Origin of the sequence: Paraherbaspirillum soli (assembly GCF_042654985.1) — a bacterium.
In the GTDB taxonomy this organism is placed as follows: Bacteria; Pseudomonadota; Gammaproteobacteria; order Burkholderiales; family Burkholderiaceae_D; genus Paraherbaspirillum; species Paraherbaspirillum soli.
Genome location: NZ_JBHSMT010000023.1, coordinates 98,069 through 116,283, shown reverse-complemented (window position 1 = coordinate 116,283; position 18,215 = coordinate 98,069). Strand labels below are relative to the sequence as shown.

At 54.5% G+C, this 18,215-nt stretch carries 17 protein-coding genes; 16 read left to right on the top strand and 1 reads right to left on the bottom strand.

All coding sequences use genetic code 11. The features are described from left to right. Positions 1-75: 75 nt before the first annotated feature. The 13 genes from hisS to ACFPM8_RS12630 all read left to right on the top strand — a co-directional run bounded on the left by hisS (position 76) and on the right by ACFPM8_RS12630 (position 13,889). On the top strand, positions 76-1,443 hold the full coding sequence (hisS, locus tag ACFPM8_RS12690) for a histidine--tRNA ligase (RefSeq protein WP_378997919.1): 1,368 nt from the start codon (positions 76-78) through the stop codon (positions 1,441-1,443). Positions 1,444-1,454: 11 nt separating this feature from the next. Then, positions 1,455-2,105 carry a tetratricopeptide repeat protein gene (locus tag ACFPM8_RS12685; protein ID WP_378997918.1) on the top strand — a complete coding sequence of 217 codons (651 nt, stop codon included), beginning with the start codon at positions 1,455-1,457 and terminating at the stop codon, positions 2,103-2,105. A gap of 20 nt (positions 2,106-2,125) precedes the next feature. Beyond that, positions 2,126-3,262, top strand: a complete 1,137-nt coding sequence (gene bamB / locus ACFPM8_RS12680) for an outer membrane protein assembly factor BamB (RefSeq protein ID WP_378997917.1) — start codon at positions 2,126-2,128, stop codon at positions 3,260-3,262. A gap of 7 nt (positions 3,263-3,269) precedes the next feature. Then, entirely contained in the window at positions 3,270-4,613 is a 1,344-nt protein-coding gene (der, locus tag ACFPM8_RS12675; RefSeq protein WP_378997916.1) for a ribosome biogenesis GTPase Der, read from the top strand. 128 nt (positions 4,614-4,741) lie between these two features. Beyond that, complete coding sequence (hfq, locus tag ACFPM8_RS12670; RefSeq protein ID WP_019141241.1) at positions 4,742-4,978, top strand: RNA chaperone Hfq; 237 nt, start codon at positions 4,742-4,744, stop codon at positions 4,976-4,978. A gap of 39 nt (positions 4,979-5,017) precedes the next feature. Then, positions 5,018-6,139, top strand: coding sequence for a GTPase HflX (gene hflX, locus ACFPM8_RS12665; RefSeq protein ID WP_378997915.1), 1,122 nt, complete (start codon positions 5,018-5,020; stop codon positions 6,137-6,139). Positions 6,140-6,213: 74 nt separating this feature from the next. Continuing rightward, positions 6,214-7,518 (top strand): FtsH protease activity modulator HflK, encoded by a 1,305-nt coding sequence (hflK, locus tag ACFPM8_RS12660; protein WP_378997914.1) that lies wholly within the window; start codon positions 6,214-6,216, stop codon positions 7,516-7,518. Continuing rightward, the gene (hflC, locus tag ACFPM8_RS12655) at positions 7,518-8,402 is read left to right on the top strand and encodes a protease modulator HflC (RefSeq protein WP_378997913.1); all 885 of its coding nucleotides are present in this window, start codon (positions 7,518-7,520) and stop codon (positions 8,400-8,402) included. The genes hflK and hflC overlap by 1 nt, the downstream gene beginning before the upstream one ends. Positions 8,403-8,610: 208 nt before the next feature. Continuing rightward, entirely contained in the window at positions 8,611-9,759 is a 1,149-nt protein-coding gene (locus ACFPM8_RS12650) for an ATP phosphoribosyltransferase regulatory subunit (RefSeq protein ID WP_378997912.1), read from the top strand. 3 nt (positions 9,760-9,762) lie between these two features. Further along, positions 9,763-11,076 (top strand): adenylosuccinate synthase, encoded by a 1,314-nt coding sequence (locus ACFPM8_RS12645; RefSeq protein ID WP_378997911.1) that lies wholly within the window; start codon positions 9,763-9,765, stop codon positions 11,074-11,076. A gap of 9 nt (positions 11,077-11,085) precedes the next feature. Further along, the gene (locus tag ACFPM8_RS12640) at positions 11,086-11,622 is read left to right on the top strand and encodes a phosphoribosyltransferase (protein WP_378997910.1); all 537 of its coding nucleotides are present in this window, start codon (positions 11,086-11,088) and stop codon (positions 11,620-11,622) included. Positions 11,623-11,862: 240 nt separating this feature from the next. Continuing rightward, a complete protein-coding gene (iolG, locus tag ACFPM8_RS12635) occupies positions 11,863-12,855 on the top strand; it encodes an inositol 2-dehydrogenase (RefSeq protein WP_378997909.1) in 993 nt (330 codons plus the stop codon). After that, the gene (locus tag ACFPM8_RS12630; RefSeq protein WP_378997908.1) at positions 12,852-13,889 is read left to right on the top strand and encodes a Gfo/Idh/MocA family oxidoreductase; all 1,038 of its coding nucleotides are present in this window, start codon (positions 12,852-12,854) and stop codon (positions 13,887-13,889) included. The genes iolG and ACFPM8_RS12630 overlap by 4 nt, the downstream gene beginning before the upstream one ends. A 158-nt stretch (positions 13,890-14,047) precedes the next feature. Here the strand turns inward: ACFPM8_RS12630 and ACFPM8_RS12625 are convergent, their stop codons facing one another. Then, positions 14,048-14,914, bottom strand: coding sequence for a MurR/RpiR family transcriptional regulator (locus tag ACFPM8_RS12625; protein ID WP_378997907.1), 867 nt, complete (start codon positions 14,912-14,914; stop codon positions 14,048-14,050). A 263-nt stretch (positions 14,915-15,177) separates the two neighbouring features. On the opposite strand from ACFPM8_RS12625, the gene ACFPM8_RS12620 reads away from it, so the two are divergent. The 3 genes from ACFPM8_RS12620 to ACFPM8_RS12610 are packed head-to-tail and all read left to right on the top strand — an operon-like array spanning position 15,178 to position 18,203. Continuing rightward, positions 15,178-16,218 carry a sugar ABC transporter substrate-binding protein gene (locus ACFPM8_RS12620; RefSeq protein WP_378997906.1) on the top strand — a complete coding sequence of 347 codons (1,041 nt, stop codon included), beginning with the start codon at positions 15,178-15,180 and terminating at the stop codon, positions 16,216-16,218. 39 nt (positions 16,219-16,257) lie between these two features. Beyond that, on the top strand, positions 16,258-17,418 hold the full coding sequence (locus ACFPM8_RS12615; protein ID WP_378997905.1) for an ABC transporter permease: 1,161 nt from the start codon (positions 16,258-16,260) through the stop codon (positions 17,416-17,418). 2 nt (positions 17,419-17,420) lie between these two features. After that, positions 17,421-18,203 (top strand): ATP-binding cassette domain-containing protein, encoded by a 783-nt coding sequence (locus ACFPM8_RS12610; protein WP_378997904.1) that lies wholly within the window; start codon positions 17,421-17,423, stop codon positions 18,201-18,203. The last annotated feature ends 12 nt before the right edge of the window (positions 18,204-18,215 follow it).

Below are 18,215 nucleotides of genomic sequence, written 5' to 3'. Positions count from 1 at the left end.
AACTGCGTCAGCTGGCCTTGGCATCACGCCAAATCCGTAAAGATTAATTATTACTCGAGCGAGCATCGAAGAAGAATGTCAGAAAACAAGAAAGCCGAAAAAATCGTTGGTGTCAAAGGCATGAACGATATCCTGCCTGCCGATGCGGCACTGTGGGAGTTGTTCGAAAATACGGTGGAATCGGTACTGAAGAGCTACGGTTTTCAGAAAATTCGTACGCCGATCGTCGAGCCTACCGCGTTGTTTGCACGCGGGCTGGGCGCGGTGACCGATATCGTTGAAAAGGAAATGTACTCGTTCATCGATTCGATGAATGGCGACAACCTGACGCTGCGGCCGGAAAGCACTGCCGGCGTGGTGCGTGCGGCGATCGAGCACAATTTGACTTACGACGGCCCCAAGCGACTCTGGTATAGCGGTCCAATGTTTCGGCATGAGCGGCCGCAGCGCGGACGTTATCGTCAATTTCACCAGGTTGGTGCGGAAGCCATCGGTTTTACCGGCCCGGACATCGATGCGGAATTAATCATGTTGTGCCAACGGCTTTGGGACGATCTTGGCCTGCAGGGCATTAGATTGGAATTGAACTCGATTGGTGATGCGGATGAGCGCATGCAGCATCGGGCAGCATTGATTGCCTACTTTGAGCAGCACAAGGATTTGCTGGATGCCGATGCCCAGCGCCGCTTGCACTCCAATCCGCTACGCATTCTCGATACCAAGAATCCGACGATGCAGGAGATGGTCAACGGGGCTCCGCAATTGCTCTCTTATTTGGGCGAAGAATCGCGTGCGCATTTCGAAGGCGTACAAAAAATCCTGAATCACAACAATATTCCTTTCACCATCAATCCGCGCCTGGTGCGCGGTATGGATTATTACAACCGCACCGTATTTGAATGGGTTACCGATCAACTCGGTTCGCAAGGCACAGTATGTGGCGGCGGACGCTACGATCCGCTAGTGGAAATGTTTGGCGGCAAACCTACGCCGGCCTGCGGTTTTGCGATGGGAGTCGAACGTTTGCTCGAACTGATGCGCGCCAACGGCGAACAGGCTTCGCGCAACGAGTGTGACGTCTATCTGGTGCATCAGGGAGAGGCGGCACAGCTGCAATCGTTCGTGTTGGCAGAGCGGCTGCGTAACGCTGGGCTGGATGTTGTGCTACATTGCGCTTCGGCTAATGCCGGTGGCGGCTTCAAATCGCAGATGAAACGCGCTGACGCAAGCGGCGCGGCGTACGCCGTCATTATTGGCGAGGATGAAGTCGCCAACAATACAGCTTCGGTAAAAATCCTGCGCGCCGCTGACGACAGCGTCGATAAGGGCAACAACCAAAGTGTCGTACCGTTCGACGCGGTGACCGATTATCTGGTGGATCAGATCGTCGGCAATGACGACCATGATCATGGCGATCATCAACACATTCATTATCATCACTAAAATAAAATCATATGGCATTCGATCTCGACGAACAGGAACAACTGGCAACGCTTAAAGATTGGTGGAATAAATTCGGCAATCTGACGACTTGGGTGTTGATCATCGCATTGTCCGCTTATGCAGCTTGGTCTGGCTGGAACTACTATCAACGGAATCAGGCTGTGCAGGCATCGCAACTCTATGAAGAGTTGCAAAAGGCGGTGACGACCAAAGACAATGCCAAGGTTCAGCGTGTCGCAAGTGATGTGCAGCAGAAATTTGGCGGTACGGCTTACGCCCAAATGGCTGCATTATCCGCAGCCAAGACAGCGTTTGATGCGAATGACCTGAACGGTGCAAAGGCGCAGTTGCAATGGGTCGTCGATCATGGTCGGGAAGAAGAATACAAGGCCATCGCAAAAATCCGGCTGGCAGGAATCCTGCTGGACCAGAAGGCTTACGATGACGCCCTTAAGATTCTCGCTGGTGATGTTCCGGCCTCGTTTGCCAGCGCCGTGGCAGATCGTAAAGGCGATATCCTCGTCGCGCAAAATAAGCTCGACGACGCGCGCGCCGCGTATCAATTGGCCCTGGATAAGATGGAGAGTCACAATCCTGGCCGCCAACTGATTCAATTGAAGCTTGATGCTATTGGTGGGGCACCAGCAAAAGCTGCGGTCTGATAATCCAAAAAAGGAAGAATATGCGTAGTGCAGTAAAGCTTGTATCTGCTTGTGCGTTGTTGGTATTGGGAGGCTGTTCACTATTCTCCGGTAAGACGCCAAGCAATCCGCCGGCGCCATTGCTTGAGTTCACCCAAACATTGAAGGTACGTCCGGCTTGGACTTTATCCGTTGGGAACGCATCAACCTTTGCTTTCGCGCCTGCAGTGGCTGAGGATAGTGTCTATGCTGCTTCAGCAGATGGTGTTATCACGCGCGTCAATGCCGCAACTGGCGTTGCTACCTGGCGTATCGATGCCGGCATGCATTTGACCGGCGGTGTCGGCAGCGACGGTACTACGGTGGCTGTGGCTGGCGAAAAGGGCGTAGTGCTGGCTTTTGATGCGCAAGGCAAGCAACGCTGGCGGGCGCAAGCGTCAAGCGAGATCTTGTCTGCGCCGGCTGTTGGCCAGGGATTGGTGATCGTGCGCAGTCAGGATAATCGCATCGTTGCTTTTGATGCTGAGACGGGCGAGCGTCGTTGGGCTGTACTGCGTACTCTCCCGCCGCTGACTTTGCGTTCGGCTCCCGGCATTTTGATCGTGCCGCAAGCAACTTTCGTAGCATTGCCAGGTGGCAGATTGTCAGCCTTGAATTTGACTAATGGCGGCCCATGGTGGGAAATGGCGATTGGCGATCCGCGTGGGACAACCGAGCTGGAACGCGTTGCCGATGCTTCCGGCATGCCGGTTCTGATCGGCCGCGACGTGTGCGCTGTCGCCTATCAAGGTCGGGTCGGCTGTTTTGATGCCGGTAGCGGAACCGCCCATTGGGTCAAGCCTTTCTCCAGCGATGTCGGTGTAGGCGCTGATGATCGTAACGTTTATGCGGCAGACGAGCATGCTGCCGTGACCGCGTTCACTCTTGATAGCGGTGCGGTAGTGTGGCGCAACAACCAGTTGGCGAATCGTGTGCTGACTACCCCGATTGTATTGGGGCGAGCCGTGGTGGTTGGTGACTATGAGGGGTATATTCATTTCCTGTCGCGTGAAGACGGTGCATTAATTGGACGTATACGCGCAGACAGCAGCGCAATTCTGCCAAATCCGGTAGTAGCGGGTTCTAATGTGATTTTTCAAACCAAAGCAGGAACATTGATCGCATTTGCGACAGAGTAACAATTTAATGAAGCCAGTAATTGCACTTGTAGGACGTCCCAATGTCGGCAAATCGACGTTATTTAATCGCCTGACCCGTTCGCGTGACGCTTTGGTGGCCGATTTGCCTGGGTTGACGCGGGACCGCCATTATGGCGAAGGCCGAGTCGGTGAACGGCCATTCCTGGTGATTGACACTGGCGGATTCGAACCGGTTGCCAAAGACGGCATCATGCATGAAATGGCCAAGCAGACCAAGCAGGCTGTGGCGGAAGCGGATGTGGTTGTTTTTATTGTCGACGGCCGTCAGGGATTAACGCCGCACGACAAGACCATTACCGATTTTCTGCGCAAGTCCGGTCGTTCGGTCATGCTGGTGGTCAATAAATCCGAAGGCATGAAATACACTTCGGTAACAGCGGAGTTTTACGAGTTGGGTTTGGGCGATCCGTATGTTATTTCCGCGGCGCATGGCGATGGTGTTGTCGATCTGGTGGAAGAGTCGCTCGACTTGGCATTTGCACAGCGTCCGCCAGAGGTGGACGAGCCTGACGCGAAAGAGCGGGGGGTCAAGATCGCAATCGTAGGGCGACCCAATGTAGGTAAATCCACGCTGGTCAATACTTTGCTGGGCGAAGAACGTGTGATTGCGTTCGATATGCCTGGCACCACTCGCGATTCGATTGAAATTCCATTCGAACGCGACGGCAAGCAATACACCTTGATCGATACCGCCGGTATCCGTCGTCGCGGTAAGGTTTTTGAGGCGATCGAGAAATTTTCGGTGGTCAAGACTTTACAGTCGATCTCGGAAGCCAATGTGGTCCTGCTGCTATTGGATGCGCAACAAGATATATCGGAGCAAGATGCCCATATCGCCGGTTTTGTCCTGGAAACGGGGCGGGCGCTAGTAGTCGGCGTGAATAAATGGGATGGCTTGACCAGCGACCGTCGTGACGAGATCAAGATGGACATGGACCGCAAGCTGAACTTCTTGTCATTTGCGAAATTTCATTTTATTTCAGCATTGAAGTCGACCGGAATTACGCCTCTGATGAAGTCGATTGATTCAGCATATGCGGCGGCAATGTCGAATTTGACAACGCCAAAACTGACGCGTGCATTAATCGAAGCAGTGGAGCACCAGCAACCGCGCCGCAAGGGTTCGATTCGTCCAAAGCTGCGTTATGCCCACCAAGGCGGGCAAAATCCACCTATCGTCGTCATCCACGGCAATGCGCTGGAATCAATTGAGGATAACTATAAGCGTTACCTTGAGAAGCATTTTCGAGAAACTTTTTCGCTGGTTGGGACTCCATTACGCATCGAGTTCCGCTCCAGTCGGAACCCATATGCGCGCCAGGAAAAGTAATTTTTCCATTGGCGGTAAATGTGAAAATCGTTTACATTCGTTATACAACCACCAAGTCATTCGCTTGGAATCAAATTGATTTGCGGTTTGCGTTTGACCTCTAATCACAACAACACAGTGGAGTATCCATGAGTAATAAAGGGCAATTGTTACAAGACCCGTTTCTGAACGCCTTGCGCAAAGAACATGTTCCAGTTTCCATCTATCTGGTAAACGGCATCAAGCTTCAAGGCCATATTGAATCCTTTGATCAATACGTCGTTCTGCTGCGTAATACCGTTACCCAAATGGTATACAAGCACGCCATCTCAACCGTTGTTCCTGCTCGCGCTGTCAATCTCAATCTTGAATCTGAAGCAGAGTAAACATTTGCTGCCTTTTAATGCAGCCACACGATTGTTCGTATGCGCACAGCGCTAGTCGGGGTGGACTTCGGCAAAGGCGACTTTGCCGCAAGTCTCGATGAGCTGGCTCTGCTGGCCAAGTCTGCGGGAGCGATCCCAGTCGTCACGATCACCGGCAAGCGCAGCAGCCCGGACGCCGCCTTATTCGTTGGTTCTGGTAAAGCGCAAGAAATTGCCGATGCAGTGCTCGATCACGAGCTCGAAATCGTCATCTTCAATCATGCGCTGTCGCCAGCCCAGCAGCGTAATCTCGAACGCGTTTTAAAAGTAAGGGTTCTGGACCGTACCAGCCTTATCCTGGATATCTTTGCGCAACGTGCCAAGAGTCATGAGGGTAAGGTGCAGGTCGAACTGGCGCAATTACAGCATCTGGCAACCAGGCTGATACGCGGCTGGACCCATCTGGAACGGCAAAAGGGCGGTATTGGCTTGCGTGGTCCCGGTGAAACGCAATTGGAGACCGACCGTCGTTTGTTGGGTGATCGTGTTAAGGCGTTGCGAGCAAGGCTGGACAAGCTGCATCGGCAACACGCGACTCAACGACGGGCGCGCGGTCGCAGTGCCACTGTTTCGATATCGTTGGTGGGGTATACCAATGCAGGCAAGTCAACCTTGTTTAATGCGTTGGCTAAAGCTGGCGTATATGCGGCGGATCAACTTTTTGCAACCCTGGATACAACCTCCAGACGAGTTTATCTGGGTGAAGTAGGAAGCGTGGTGATTTCCGATACGGTCGGCTTTATTCGCGAATTGCCGCATCAATTGGTTGCAGCATTTCGGGCAACGCTGGAAGAAACCATTCATGCCGACTTGCTATTGCACGTGGTGGACGCCGCTAGCCCAACTCGCATGGAGCAAATCGAACAGGTCAATCTGGTATTGAAAGAGATCGGCGCTGACCATATTCCGCAGATTTTGGTATGGAACAAGATTGACCAAGCGGACCTGGAGCCGGCAGTCCAGCGTGATGAGTATGATAAAATCCAACGTGTTTTTATTAGCGCCCAAAAGGGCACTGGCCTAGACTTATTGCGCCAGGCTATCGCTGAGTATGTGACAAAAAATAATGCTGTAGAAATCGTTCCAATAGAAGCTGCGGACGTTCAAAATACGCATATTTAAGCAACTCTAATTTAAGCGCCTCTTACGAGCATTCCAACCCATTATTTCCTTACTTAAAGCTGGATAACGATCGAATGCTTGGTTCCCTATTCAAAAAACTTGGTTTGAAATTTTCGTTGAATGATCCGCAATGGGGTCGTAATTCGCAAAATGATAACAAGCAAGATAATGACGGCAAAAAGCCAAACAACGGCCCTCCGGATCTGGATAAGTTGTGGCAAGACTTTAATCAGCGCTTGAATCGCCTGCTTGGCAATAAAAATAGCGGCGGCAGTGGCGGCGACTTCAATGGCGGCGGCTTTATCCCGGGTATGAAGGGGGCCGGAATCGGCGCCGGTGCAATTGCGGTCGCAGTGGCGTTGCTTTGGTTGGCGAGTGGTTTTTTTACCGTGCAAGAAGGTCAGACCGCTGTGGTGATGACCTTTGGCAAGTACAGTCACTCGACGACGGCCGGTTTTAACTGGCGCTGGCCGTATCCGATTCAAAATCACGAAATTGTGAATGTTTCCCAGGTGCGTACGGTTGAGGTTGGATATCGTGCCAACGCAAAAAACAAACAACCTAAAGAAGCGCTGATGTTGACTGATGATGAAAATATTATCGATATCCAGTTTGCTGTTCAATACACCCTGAAAAGTGCTTCCGACTGGATTTTTAATAACCGCGATCCGGAAGAAGCTGTACGTCAGGTAGCGGAAACTTCGATTCGTGAAATCGTCGGCAAGAGCAAGATGGATTTTGTGCTTTATGAAGGCCGTGAAAAAGTGGCCTTGGATACCAGCCAGTTGATGCAGCAAATTCTGGATCGCTACAAAGCCGGCGTACAAATTACCAATGTCACGATGCAAGGGGTGCAACCTCCGGAGCAAGTGCAGGCAGCTTTTGATGATGCAGTCAAAGCAGGGCAAGACCGTGAGCGTCAGAAAAATGAAGGCCAGGCTTACGCTAACGATGTGATTCCAAAGGCGCGTGGTGCAGCGTCTCGCTTATTGCAAGAGGCAGAAGCATACAGCGCCCGGGTTACCGCTAATGCGGAAGGCGATGCCTCGCGTTTCAAGCAGGTTCTGACTGAATATCAAAAAGCGCCTGCAGTGACCAGGGACCGGATGTACCTCGATACTATGCAACAGATTTTTGCGAACACGACTAAAGTCATGGTTGATGCCAAGAGCGGTAGCAATTTATTGTATTTGCCGTTGGATAAGCTGATTGCACAATCATCAGCTAGTGCTGCATCAGGTATTGTCGGCGGCAATTCATCGCTGAGTCCGGCAACAACCATACCGCCTGCGAAAGACGCTGTTACTTCGCCTGATTCCCGGGGGGCAATGGATGAACGCTCCCGCAATCGTGAATCCCGTGATCGGGAGGGCCGATAATGAATCGCCTCATTTCATTGGCAATATTCGCGTTTATCGGCTTGTCGATGTTGTTTTCGACAATCTACATAGTTGATCAACGTCAATACGCCATTCTGTTTGCTTTCGGTGAAGTGAAACAGGTCATTAATGAACCTGGTTTGCACTTTAAGTTGCCGCCGCCATTTCAGAATGTATTGTTCCTGGATAAACGGATTCTGACGATAGACTCGCCCGATACGGATCGTTTCATCACGGCAGAGAAGATGAATATCCTGATCGACGCCTTTGTCAAATGGCGTATTACTGATCCGAAATTGTATTTCGTCAGTTTTGGCGGAGATGTGAAGCGCGCACAGGATCGTATGTCGCAGATCGTCAAGGCTGCGCTGAATGATGAAATCACCAAACGCACTGTGCGCGAAGTGATTTCCGGCGAGCGCGGCAAGGTAATGGAAGCGATTCGCAAAAAAGTTGAAGACGAATCAAAACAGATCGGCGTCGATATTATCGATGTGCGTCTGAAGCGAGTCGATTATGTCGATCAAATCAATGCCTCGGTTTATGATCGTATGAAGTCCGAGCGGGCGCGGGTGGCGAACGAATTGCGTTCAACCGGCTCTGCCGACTCGGAAAAGATTCGTGCCGATGCTGACAAGCAACGCACAGTGATTTTGGCCGAAGCATATCGCGAAGCAGAAAAAATGCGTGGTGAAGGCGATGCCAAAGCTTCGCAAATTTACGCCCAGGCATTTGGTCAAAATCCCGAGTTCTACAAGTTTTACCGCAGCCTTGAAGCTTATCGTGCCAGCTTCAAGAACAAGCAGGACTTGATGGTGGTCGATCCAAACTCGGAATTCTTCAAGTATTTCCGGAGCTCGGCTGGCGGTGCTGCCGTAAAGTAAGCAAAGATCATATCGGTCATAAGAGTTTGTAACCGGCTATGTGGGAATGGCGCCCTCGATTGAGGCGCCATTCCTTGTTTTTTTAGGCGACAATACTGGTCTTTACTCGATTCCACGCTATCCTGAATGCCTGATGATGTTGCTCTGGCATCGGCTGACTCCTCAGTCGATTCTGGAGCGAAATTTTTTTTGTTGATTTATTTTTCCTATGCCAAATTGGCTTCTCCCCGAAAATATCGCTGACGTCTTGCCGTCGGAGGCGCGCAAGATCGAAGACTTGCGACGGTTGATTCTTGATAATTTCAGACTCTACGGCTATGAGTTGGTCATGCCGCCGATGCTGGAATACCTGGAGTCCCTGTTGGCCGGTGCCGGCAAGGACACCGACCTGCGGACCTTCAAGCTGATTGACCAGTTGTCCGGACGCACGCTCGGCATTCGCGCCGATATGACAACCCAGGTCGCGCGTATCGATGCGCATTTGCTCAATCGCGAGTCGGTTACCCGCTTGTGCTATGCCGGCAGCATATTGCATACCCGTCCATCCGGCTTGCATGCAACGCGTGAGCCGCTGCAGATCGGGGCCGAGATTTATGGTCACGCCGGGCTGGAGGCCGATGCCGAAATTCAACAACTGGCGCTGGCGACACTGGCCTTGGTTGGCATGACGCAAGTGCGCCTGGACCTATGTCATGTCGGCATATTGCGGACGATTATTGCCGGTGACGATGCCGCAAAACAAGACGAAATCGAACTGGTTGCGCTGCTCGAAGCCAAGGATATGTCAGGCCTGAAGGCCATCAGCCTGCACTATGCGTCGGCGACGCGGGCGGCGTTGCTGGAGTTGCCCGGCTTGTACGGTGACGCCAGCGTGCTGCAGCGTGCACGGCAAGTGTTGCCGGCATTGCCCGAGATTATCAAGGCGCTGGATGAACTGGAAAAACTGGCGGAAGAAGCCGGTAAAGATTGCGTTACTGTCGATTTGGCCGATTTACGTGGATATCATTACGAAAGCGGCTTGATCTTCGCGGCTTACGTACCCGGCTTGCCGAACGCACTGGCGCGTGGTGGTCGTTATGACGTGGGCGCAGCCTTTGGCCGTTCGCGTCCGGCGACCGGTTTCTCGATGGATTTGCGGGAATTGGCGCGCCTGATCCCGGCAGCAGAACGCAAGCGCGTGATTCACGCGCCTTGGGGAGTAGAAGCAGGTTTGAAGGAAAAGATCGTTGAATTGCGCAAGGCTGGGGAAGTTGTGATCCAGAGTCTGCCCGGCCATGAAAACGATCAAGACGAGTTCGATTGCGACCGTGCGGTCGTACTCGAAAATGGAAACTGGATTATCAAAAATTTGGACTAAGTGATGTTACAGAAAAGCACCGCAAAAAACGTCGTTGTCATTGGCACCCAATGGGGCGACGAAGGAAAAGGCAAGATCGTCGATTGGCTGACTGATCACGCACAAGCAGTTGTGCGATTTCAAGGCGGCCATAACGCTGGCCACACATTGGTCATCGGCGGTCAGAAGACGGCATTGCAGCTGATCCCGTCCGGCATTATGCGCCCTGATGTCGCCTGCTATATCGGCAATGGCGTGGTGTTGTCGGTCCCCGATTTGCTGCGCGAGATCGACAAACTGCAGGCTGCCGGAGTTGAAGTCGCATCGCGCCTGAAGGTCTCCGAGGCTTGCCCGATTATCCTGCCTTACCACACTGCACTGGATGCAGCGCGCGAAGCGGCGCGCGGCGAAGCCAAGATCGGTACTACCGGCAAGGGTATCGGCCCGGCGTATGAAGACAAGGTTGCTCGGCGCGCGATCCGTGTCGCCGACCTGCTCAACGAGAAGCGTTTTGCAGAGAAGCTGGAAGCCAACCTCGACTACCATAATTTCGTACTGACGAATTATCTGAAGGCGCCGGCAGTCGATTTCCAAAAGACCCTGGACGATGCGCTGGCAACCGTGCCGCGTCTGGCGCCGATGGTGGCCGATGTATCGAGCGCGCTTTATGCCGCCTATAACAATGGCGCCAGCCTGTTGTTCGAAGGTGCGCAAGGCAGCTTGCTGGACGTCGATCACGGCACCTATCCGTTCGTCACATCGAGTAACTGCGTCGCCGGCAACGCCGCCGCAGGCAGCGGCGTCGGTCCCAATATGCTGCACTACATCCTGGGCATCACCAAGGCGTACACCACGCGTGTCGGTTCGGGCCCGTTCCCATCCGAACTGCCGACAGATCAAGGCGTAGGCAAGCATCTGGCCAGCATCGGTCACGAGTTCGGCACCGTCACCGGCCGTGCCCGTCGTTGCGGCTGGTTCGACGCCGCATTGTTGAAGCGTTCGGTGCAAATTAACGGTGTATCCGGCATGTGCCTGACCAAGCTGGACGTGCTGGATGGTTTGGAAACGCTGAAATTGTGTACCGGCTATACGCTCAACGGCAAGACCGTCGATATCTTCCCGGTCGGCGCAGAAGAAGCAGCGCTGTGCCAGCCGATTTACGAAGAAATGCCGGGCTGGACCGAATCTACCGTCGGCGCCAAGTCTATGGACGCGTTGCCTGCCAACGCCCGTGCCTACATCGCGCGCATCGAGGCCTTGGTCGGCGTGCCGATCGACATGGTGTCGACCGGTCCAGACCGTGAAGAAACCATTGTTTTGCGTCATCCATTTAAATAAATAATAAGTATGAATACATCAGACGATAAGGACCTGTGGGTCTCGTGGGAACAATATCACCGTGTAATTGAAAAGCTGGTTCTGAATGTCCACGCCTCCGGCTGGAAGTTCGATCAAGTCCTGTGCCTGGCACGTGGCGGCTTGCGCCCCGGTGACGTTTTCTCGCGCATTTTCGATGTGCCGCTGGCGATCCTGTCCACCAGCTCTTACCGCGAAGAAGCGGGCACCGTACGCAGCGAACTCGACATCGGCAAGCACATCACGATGAGTCGCGGCACGCTGGCCGGCAAAATCCTGGTGGTGGACGACCTGGTGGATTCCGGCGTCACGCTGGATAAAGTGCTGCGTCACCTCAAGGAAAATTATGAGCCGGTCACCGAGGTCAAGTCGGCGGTCATCTGGTGGAAGGGCTGCTCTTCGATCAAGCCGGATTTCTACGTTGATTACCTGCCGACCAATCCATGGATTCATCAGCCGTTTGAAGAATACGACAGCCTGCGTCCGCATCAACTGGAAGCGTGGAGCAAGAAAGGCGAGTCGAGATAATTCTCGACCGAAGAAGTCGGAGCCTGATAGCTGCTAGCGTTTGCCGCTTCAGGTTCGAAAAAAGCCTCGCTGATTAATCAGCGAGGCTTTTTTTACGTCATCCCGTATTTCTGGAATAAAGGAATCTTCGCGTATGCAATAAATATTCCGCATAAAAATAAAACAGAAATTTGTTTTCATTATTGATATTCGTGCCTACAATTGGGAAAACCGCAGCATGACTATCAACGGGGGCAAGACATGATTGACGTGGCAATTTTCGGCGCAGGCCGTATCGGTAAAATCCATGCCGGCAACCTGGTGCTGCAAGCCGGCGCCAGGCTCAAATATGTCAGCGATGTCAATCCGCAGGCGGCGCAAGAGTTGGCGGCCCAGCATGGTGCGCAGGTGGCGGACATCGAGCGCGCATTAGCCGATCCGGCGGTCGGCGCGGTGCTGATCGCGTCCAGCACCGATACCCATGCCGACCTGATTTTGCGTGCGGCGGCCGCCGGCAAAGCGATCTTCTGCGAGAAGCCGGTCGATCTGTCGCTTGAGCGCGCCCAGGCATGCGCACGTGCCGTGGCCGAGGCTAAAGTAACTTGCATGATCGGTTTTCAGCGACGCTTCGATCCGACCTTTGATGCGCTGAAAACACGTCTCGCCGCCGGCGAAATCGGCGATCCGGAAATGCTGATCGTCACCAGCCGCGACCCTGCTGCGCCGCCGGCTTCCTACATCAAAAGTTCAGGCGGTATTTTCAAGGACATGCTGATCCACGACTTCGATATTTTCCGCTGGATACTGGCGGATGAAGCGGTCAGCATTAGCGCCACCGGCAGCTGCCTGACCGACAGTGCGATTGCAGAAGCGGGGGACATCGATTCCGCCGTGGTCAGCATTCGTACCCGGCGCGGCCGCCTGTGCCAGATCAATACCAGCCGCCGTGCCGCTTACGGTTACGATCAGCGCTTTGAAGTGCTGGGCAGCAAAGGCATGTTGCAAGCCGCGAACCACAAGCCGACCGAGGTCCTGGCATCTACTGCGCAGAGTGTCAGTCAGGACAAGCCGGAGCATTTTTTCCTGGACCGCTACCGCGCCGCGTATGCGCGCGAAATCGCGCACTTCCTGGATGCGATGGTGAATCGGGTCCCGGTGCGCACCACCATCGAAGACGGCGTCAAAGCCTTGCAGTTGGCCGAAGCGGCGACTTTGTCGTGGCGCGAGAATCGCACAATCGAGTTGTCGAAATGACGCCCGCAACAAGCAGTACAACCAAGCTCAAAGTCGGTGTCGTCGGCCTTGGACGATTGGGAAAGCGGCACGCGGAAAATCTGCTGCGCTATGTTCCCGGCGCTGCGCTGGTTGCGGTCTGCAGTCCGCTGGCGGCTGAGCTTGAATGGGCCCGCGATGCACTTCAAACCGTGCATCTGTATAACGATGTCGAAGCCTTGCTGGCGCATGACGGCCTCGACGCGGTGTTCCTGGTGACGCCGACATCCTTGCATGCGGATCAAATCATTCAAGCGCTGCGGGCCGGCAAGCACGTGTTTTGCGAGAAGCCCTTGTCGCTGAATCTGGACGATTGTCGTCGTGTTACTGCGGAAGCTGCACGCCATCCACAGTTGAAAGTCATGATCGGTTTTGTGCGACGTTTTGACGCCAGCTATCAGGATGCGTATAAAAAAATCCAGCAGGGCGCCATTGGTTCGCCCTTCATGCTGCATTCGCAAACCTGCGATCAATATGACGCAGATGGGTTTTTCGTCAAATTCGCACCGACCAGCGGCGGCATTTTTCTCGACTGCAGCGTGCACGATATCGATCTGGCGCGCTGGCTGCTGGGTAATCCGCAGCCGACCCGGGTCTATGCCAGCGGTGTGGTAGCCATCCATCAGGAGCTGCAGCAGTTTCAGGATGTCGATAACGGCGTTGCCGTTTGCGAGTTTGAAAACGGCCGGATCGCGACGTTTTATGCGTCGCGCACGATGGCGCATGGTCACGACACGATGACCGAAATTATCGGCACCGGCGGACGCCTGACGGTAGGAAGCAACGCGCGCAAGAACCGGCTTGAAATCGCCGATGCGCACGGCATTCGCAACGAATGCACGCCAAATTTCTTCGATCGTTTTGAGGATGCGTTCCTGACTGAAGTCACTGATTTCGTGCAAGCGATACGGCAGCAGCAAACGCTGGCGTTGACGCTGGACGATGCGGTGGAGGCGACCCGCATCGGGCTGGCATTGCGTGAATCGTTATTGACGAAATTGCCGGTGCTGCTGTAGGGCACCTCGAAAACCTACTGCAGAGTTTGGCAAACCCGCCAATCTCGGGGCTGCGATGCTCGCCGTACAGTCGTACGACTGCGCTTCTAGCCCCGACCTTGAACCGCTCGCTACGGTTTTTCGAGGTGCCCTGTAGCTGTAAATACGCTGCCAAAAAATTATTCGTCATAATCGTCGACGGTAGTCGTTTCTTCCACATTCAATTCCAGGCGATACGCCAATGCGATAAACAGCGCTTGGCACAGGCACATCGCATTGGTTAGCGAGCGGAACGCAAACGCGCTGCCTTCTTTTACTGTCAACAATACCGACGCATGCCGCGCCAGCGGGCTCAACTGACTATCGGTGATGACCAGCGACTTGGCCTGTCGCTGGTGTGCCAGGCGGACGCAGGCCTGAGTCTCCTTGCCGTACGGCGTAAAGCTGATGGCGATCACGACGTCGTTCTTGCCGACGCTGCGTATCTGTTCGCGGAACATGCCGCCCAGTCCGGATAACAAGTGGACCCGCTTATTGGTGTGCTGCAGCGCGTACACGATGTAGCTGGCGATAGGGAAGGAGCGGCGCACGCCAATCACATAAATGTTGTCGGCCTTCAGCAGCAATTTGACCGCCGCCTCGAACTGCGCGTCGTCCATCCCATTCAACAGCTCATCCAACCCGCTGCGGCTGGCATCGATGAATTCGCGCGCCATCGCGCCGCTGGTCAGCGGCGTCGGTTTGGCGGCTATCAATTTGCGTATCCGCTGCTGGTAGTTTTGCGATGGAATCGCTTGTGCGGTATAGGCATCGCGGAACACAGCCTGCATTTCGCTGAAGCCGCTGAAACCAAAGTGTTTGGCAAAGCGCACGATGGCCGACGGTTGCACTTCGCAGTGTTCGGCGATATCGCTGATCCTCTCCAGCATCAGGCTGGTTCGATGTTGCTCGACATAGTTGGCAATCAGCTTGAGCTGCCGGGAAAGCGTGGCGTATTGTTCAGCGATTTGATGCATCAGCTGGTCGACTGTAGAGGTCTCCGCCATAGTGTTCGTCCTAGTCAGTTGGGGACAGAGGAATTCGCCGCGCTCCGGCGGCTCTTAAACTCTGTCCCGCAACGGTTTTTGTTTGTACATAGAGCTGCAATTATAAAGATATTCTCATTATTGGAAATAATATTTCAATATAAAATAAAATGGAAAAAACATTGCATATCATTTGCGCATGTTCTATTGTTGAGTACCGATCAAGCTGTCGGCAAGAGGCGACCGGCCTCGCAAGCAAACAATAGAATAATGCGGAGACGACTATGCAAAGACTCAGATGCAGAGGGCTGGGCAATGCCCTGATTGTTGCGGCGCTGGCGACGACGTTTGGCGCCACCACGACGTATGCCGCGACCGAAAAACTGGTGCTGATCAGCCATGCGCCGGATTCCGACTCCTGGTGGAACACGATCAAGAATGCGATCAAGCAGGCCGGCGAAGATTTCAACGTCAGCGTCGATTACCGAAATCCGCCGAATGGCGACCTGGCCGATATGGCGCGTTTGATCGAGCAAGCTGCGGCTCGCCATTACGATGGCGTGATTGCCAGCATCGCCGATTTCAGCGTGCTGAAAAAATCGATGGAAAATGTCACGGCCAAAAAAATCGCCCTGGTCACGATCAATTCCGGCAGCCAGCAGCAAAGCGAAGAACTGGGCGCGCTGATGCACGTCGGCCAGCCGGAATACGATGCCGGCAAGGGCGCCGGCGAAAAGGCCAAAGCGGCCGGCATTAAGTCCTTCCTGTGCGTGAATCATTACGCGACCAACCCATCCTCGTTCGAACGCTGCCGCGGCTTCGCCGATGCGCTTGGCGTCGACTATAAGAAAGCCACGCTGGACGCCGGTCAAGATCCAACCGCCATCGAGAGCAAGGTCAGCGCCTATCTGCGCAACAATCCCGGCACCCAGGCGGTACTGGCGCTGGGGCCGGATTCCGCCGCACCCAGTTTGCGGGCGCTGCAAAAGATGGGGCTGAAAGGCAAGACCTGGTTTGCCACCTTCGATTTATCGGAGGAAGTGGCGAAGGGGATCAAGGATGGCTCGGTACAGTTTGCGATTGACCAGCAACCTTACTTGCAGGGCTACATCCCGGTGGCCGTGCTGGCCATCATGAAGGAATACAAAACCGCCGACGTGACGACGATCCAATCCAGGTTGAAAGCCAATCCCAAGTTCCAGGCGCGTCTGGCCGAATACGGATTGACGCCGATTTACGGCCCGCGCCATATCAGCTCCGGTCCTGGCTATGTGACCAAGGACAATCTCGACAAAGTGTTGCAGTACGCCGGTCAGTATCGCTAAATCGTTACGTGCTGGCGGCCGCACTAAAGGAGATGTGTGATGAGTACAAGCAGCATTCACGCCGACAAGGCGATTGCAGTCGGCAGCAGTTCGGCGCAGCAGGGCGCAGTCAAGCCGGATGAGCGAGCGAGGGCGGAGGGGGCGCTAAAGCGCTTCCTGGGCCGCCCGGAGTCTGCCTCATTGGCCGGTGTCGTTCTGGTGTTTGTCGTATTCGGTCTGGCCGCCGGCGACTCCGGCATGTTCAACCTGGATGGCGTCGTCAACTGGATGCAGGTGGCGGCTTATCTAGGCTTGATCGCGGTCGGCGCCTGCATGCTGATGATCGCCGGCGAATTCGATTTGTCGATCGGCTCGATGATCGGCTTTGCCGGCATGATGGTGGCGATCCCGACCGTGTATTTTCACTGGCCGTTCTGGCTGGCGGTATTGTTCGCTTTTGCCGGCTCGATGGCGCTGGGCTGGCTCAACGGCTATCTGGTGATCAAGACCAGGCTGCCTTCGTTCATCGTCACGTTGGCCTTCATGTTTATTTTGCGCGGCTTGACCCTGGCGCTGTCTATCATGTTCGCCAACCGCACCATCGTTAGCGGCGTCGGCGATTTGGCAGCGCATGACTGGCTCGGCAGCCTGTTATTCACCGGCAACCTTGGCGGCGGCCTGTTCGATTGGGTGGCAAGCCAGGGCTGGATCGCGACGGCAGACAACGGCCGGCCACTGGTCGCCGGCATTCCCAAAGTCATTGCATGGTGGGCGGTGCTGGCTTTGGGCGCCAGTTTCGTGTTGGCGCGGACCCGTTTCGGCAACTGGATTTTTGCTGTCGGCGGCGATGCCAATGCCGCCAAAAATGTCGGCGTGCCGGTCCGGCGGGTAAAAATGGCGTTGTTTGTGTTTACCGCCTTTTGCGCCTGCCTGTTCGCTGTGCTGCAGGTTGCCGATGTCGGTTCGGCCGCGGCCGATCGCGGCTTGCAAAAGGAATTCGAAGCCATCATCGCCGCAGTGATCGGCGGCGCGCTGTTGACCGGCGGTTACGGCTCGGTGGTGGGCGCTTGTTTTGGCGCGCTGATATTCGGCGTGGTGCAGATCGGCATCACTTATACCAATCTCAATTCCGACTGGTTCCGGGTGTTTCTCGGCGTGATGCTGCTGGTCGCCGTACTGTTCAATAACTACGTCCGCCGTCGCGTGACGGAAGCGAGATAGTCATGAGCGACATTATTCTGGCATTGGAAAACGTCAGCAAATATTTTGGTTCCGTGATTGCGCTGCAAGACGTCACCCTGCGCCTGAAACAGGGCGAGGTGCATTGCCTGCTCGGGGATAACGGCGCCGGCAAATCGACGCTGATCAAAATTCTGGCAGGGGTGCACAAGCCATCCGCAGGACAGTACCTGGTGGATGGCAAAGCGGTGTCGTTCAACTCGCCGAAAGAAGCGCTGGATGCCGGAGTGGCGACGGTGTATCAGGACCTGGCGCTGGTGTCCTTGCTGTCGGTGGCGCGTAATTTTTTCATGGGCCGGGAACCGATGAAAAAGATACTGGGCATCCCCGTCATGGATATGCAATACGCGGCCGCTACCGCACGCGAAAAGCTGGCTGAAATGGGCATCATGGTGCGCGACCCGCATCATGCGATCGGCACCATGTCCGGCGGTGAAAAACAGTGTCTGGCGATTGCTCGTGCGATCCATTTCGGCGCCCGCGTGCTGATCCTCGACGAGCCGACGGCGGCGCTCGGCGTCAAGCAATCGTTCAATGTGCTGCAGCTGATTCACAAGGCGCGCGAGCGCGGCATTTCGGTGATTTTCATTACCCACAATGTGCATCACGCCTATCCGATCGGCGATTCATTCACCTTGCTCAATCGCGGCAAGTCGATGGGGACTTTTACCAAGCAGAATGTCTCCAAAAACGAGGTGCTGGACATGATGGCCGGCGGCGCCGAAATGCAGACGCTGATGAATCAGCTCGATGGCATCAGGATTTGAAAGGGGATACGC

Excerpts from the sequence above, each read along its gene's own strand:
- bamB (WP_378997917.1), top strand. The coding sequence starts at position 2,126 with ATGCGTAGTGCAGTAAAGCTTGTATCTGCTTGTGCGTTGTTGGTATTG.
- ACFPM8_RS12615 (WP_378997905.1), top strand. The coding sequence starts at position 16,258 with ATGAGTACAAGCAGCATTCACGCCGACAAGGCGATTGCAGTCGGCAGC.
- hflX (WP_378997915.1), top strand. The coding sequence starts at position 5,018 with ATGCGCACAGCGCTAGTCGGGGTGGACTTCGGCAAAGGCGACTTTGCC.
- ACFPM8_RS12625 (WP_378997907.1), bottom strand. The coding sequence starts at position 14,914 with ATGGCGGAGACCTCTACAGTCGACCAGCTGATGCATCAAATCGCTGAA.
- ACFPM8_RS12650 (WP_378997912.1), top strand. The coding sequence starts at position 8,611 with ATGCCAAATTGGCTTCTCCCCGAAAATATCGCTGACGTCTTGCCGTCG.
- der (WP_378997916.1), top strand. The coding sequence starts at position 3,270 with ATGAAGCCAGTAATTGCACTTGTAGGACGTCCCAATGTCGGCAAATCG.
- ACFPM8_RS12640 (WP_378997910.1), top strand. The coding sequence starts at position 11,086 with ATGAATACATCAGACGATAAGGACCTGTGGGTCTCGTGGGAACAATAT.
- hfq (WP_019141241.1), top strand. The coding sequence starts at position 4,742 with ATGAGTAATAAAGGGCAATTGTTACAAGACCCGTTTCTGAACGCCTTG.
- ACFPM8_RS12645 (WP_378997911.1), top strand. The coding sequence starts at position 9,763 with ATGTTACAGAAAAGCACCGCAAAAAACGTCGTTGTCATTGGCACCCAA.
- ACFPM8_RS12630 (WP_378997908.1), top strand. The coding sequence starts at position 12,852 with ATGACGCCCGCAACAAGCAGTACAACCAAGCTCAAAGTCGGTGTCGTC.
- hflC (WP_378997913.1), top strand. The coding sequence starts at position 7,518 with ATGAATCGCCTCATTTCATTGGCAATATTCGCGTTTATCGGCTTGTCG.
- ACFPM8_RS12620 (WP_378997906.1), top strand. The coding sequence starts at position 15,178 with ATGCAAAGACTCAGATGCAGAGGGCTGGGCAATGCCCTGATTGTTGCG.
- iolG (WP_378997909.1), top strand. The coding sequence starts at position 11,863 with ATGATTGACGTGGCAATTTTCGGCGCAGGCCGTATCGGTAAAATCCAT.
- hisS (WP_378997919.1), top strand. The coding sequence starts at position 76 with ATGTCAGAAAACAAGAAAGCCGAAAAAATCGTTGGTGTCAAAGGCATG.
- ACFPM8_RS12685 (WP_378997918.1), top strand. The coding sequence starts at position 1,455 with ATGGCATTCGATCTCGACGAACAGGAACAACTGGCAACGCTTAAAGAT.
- ACFPM8_RS12610 (WP_378997904.1), top strand. The coding sequence starts at position 17,421 with ATGAGCGACATTATTCTGGCATTGGAAAACGTCAGCAAATATTTTGGT.
- hflK (WP_378997914.1), top strand. The coding sequence starts at position 6,214 with ATGCTTGGTTCCCTATTCAAAAAACTTGGTTTGAAATTTTCGTTGAAT.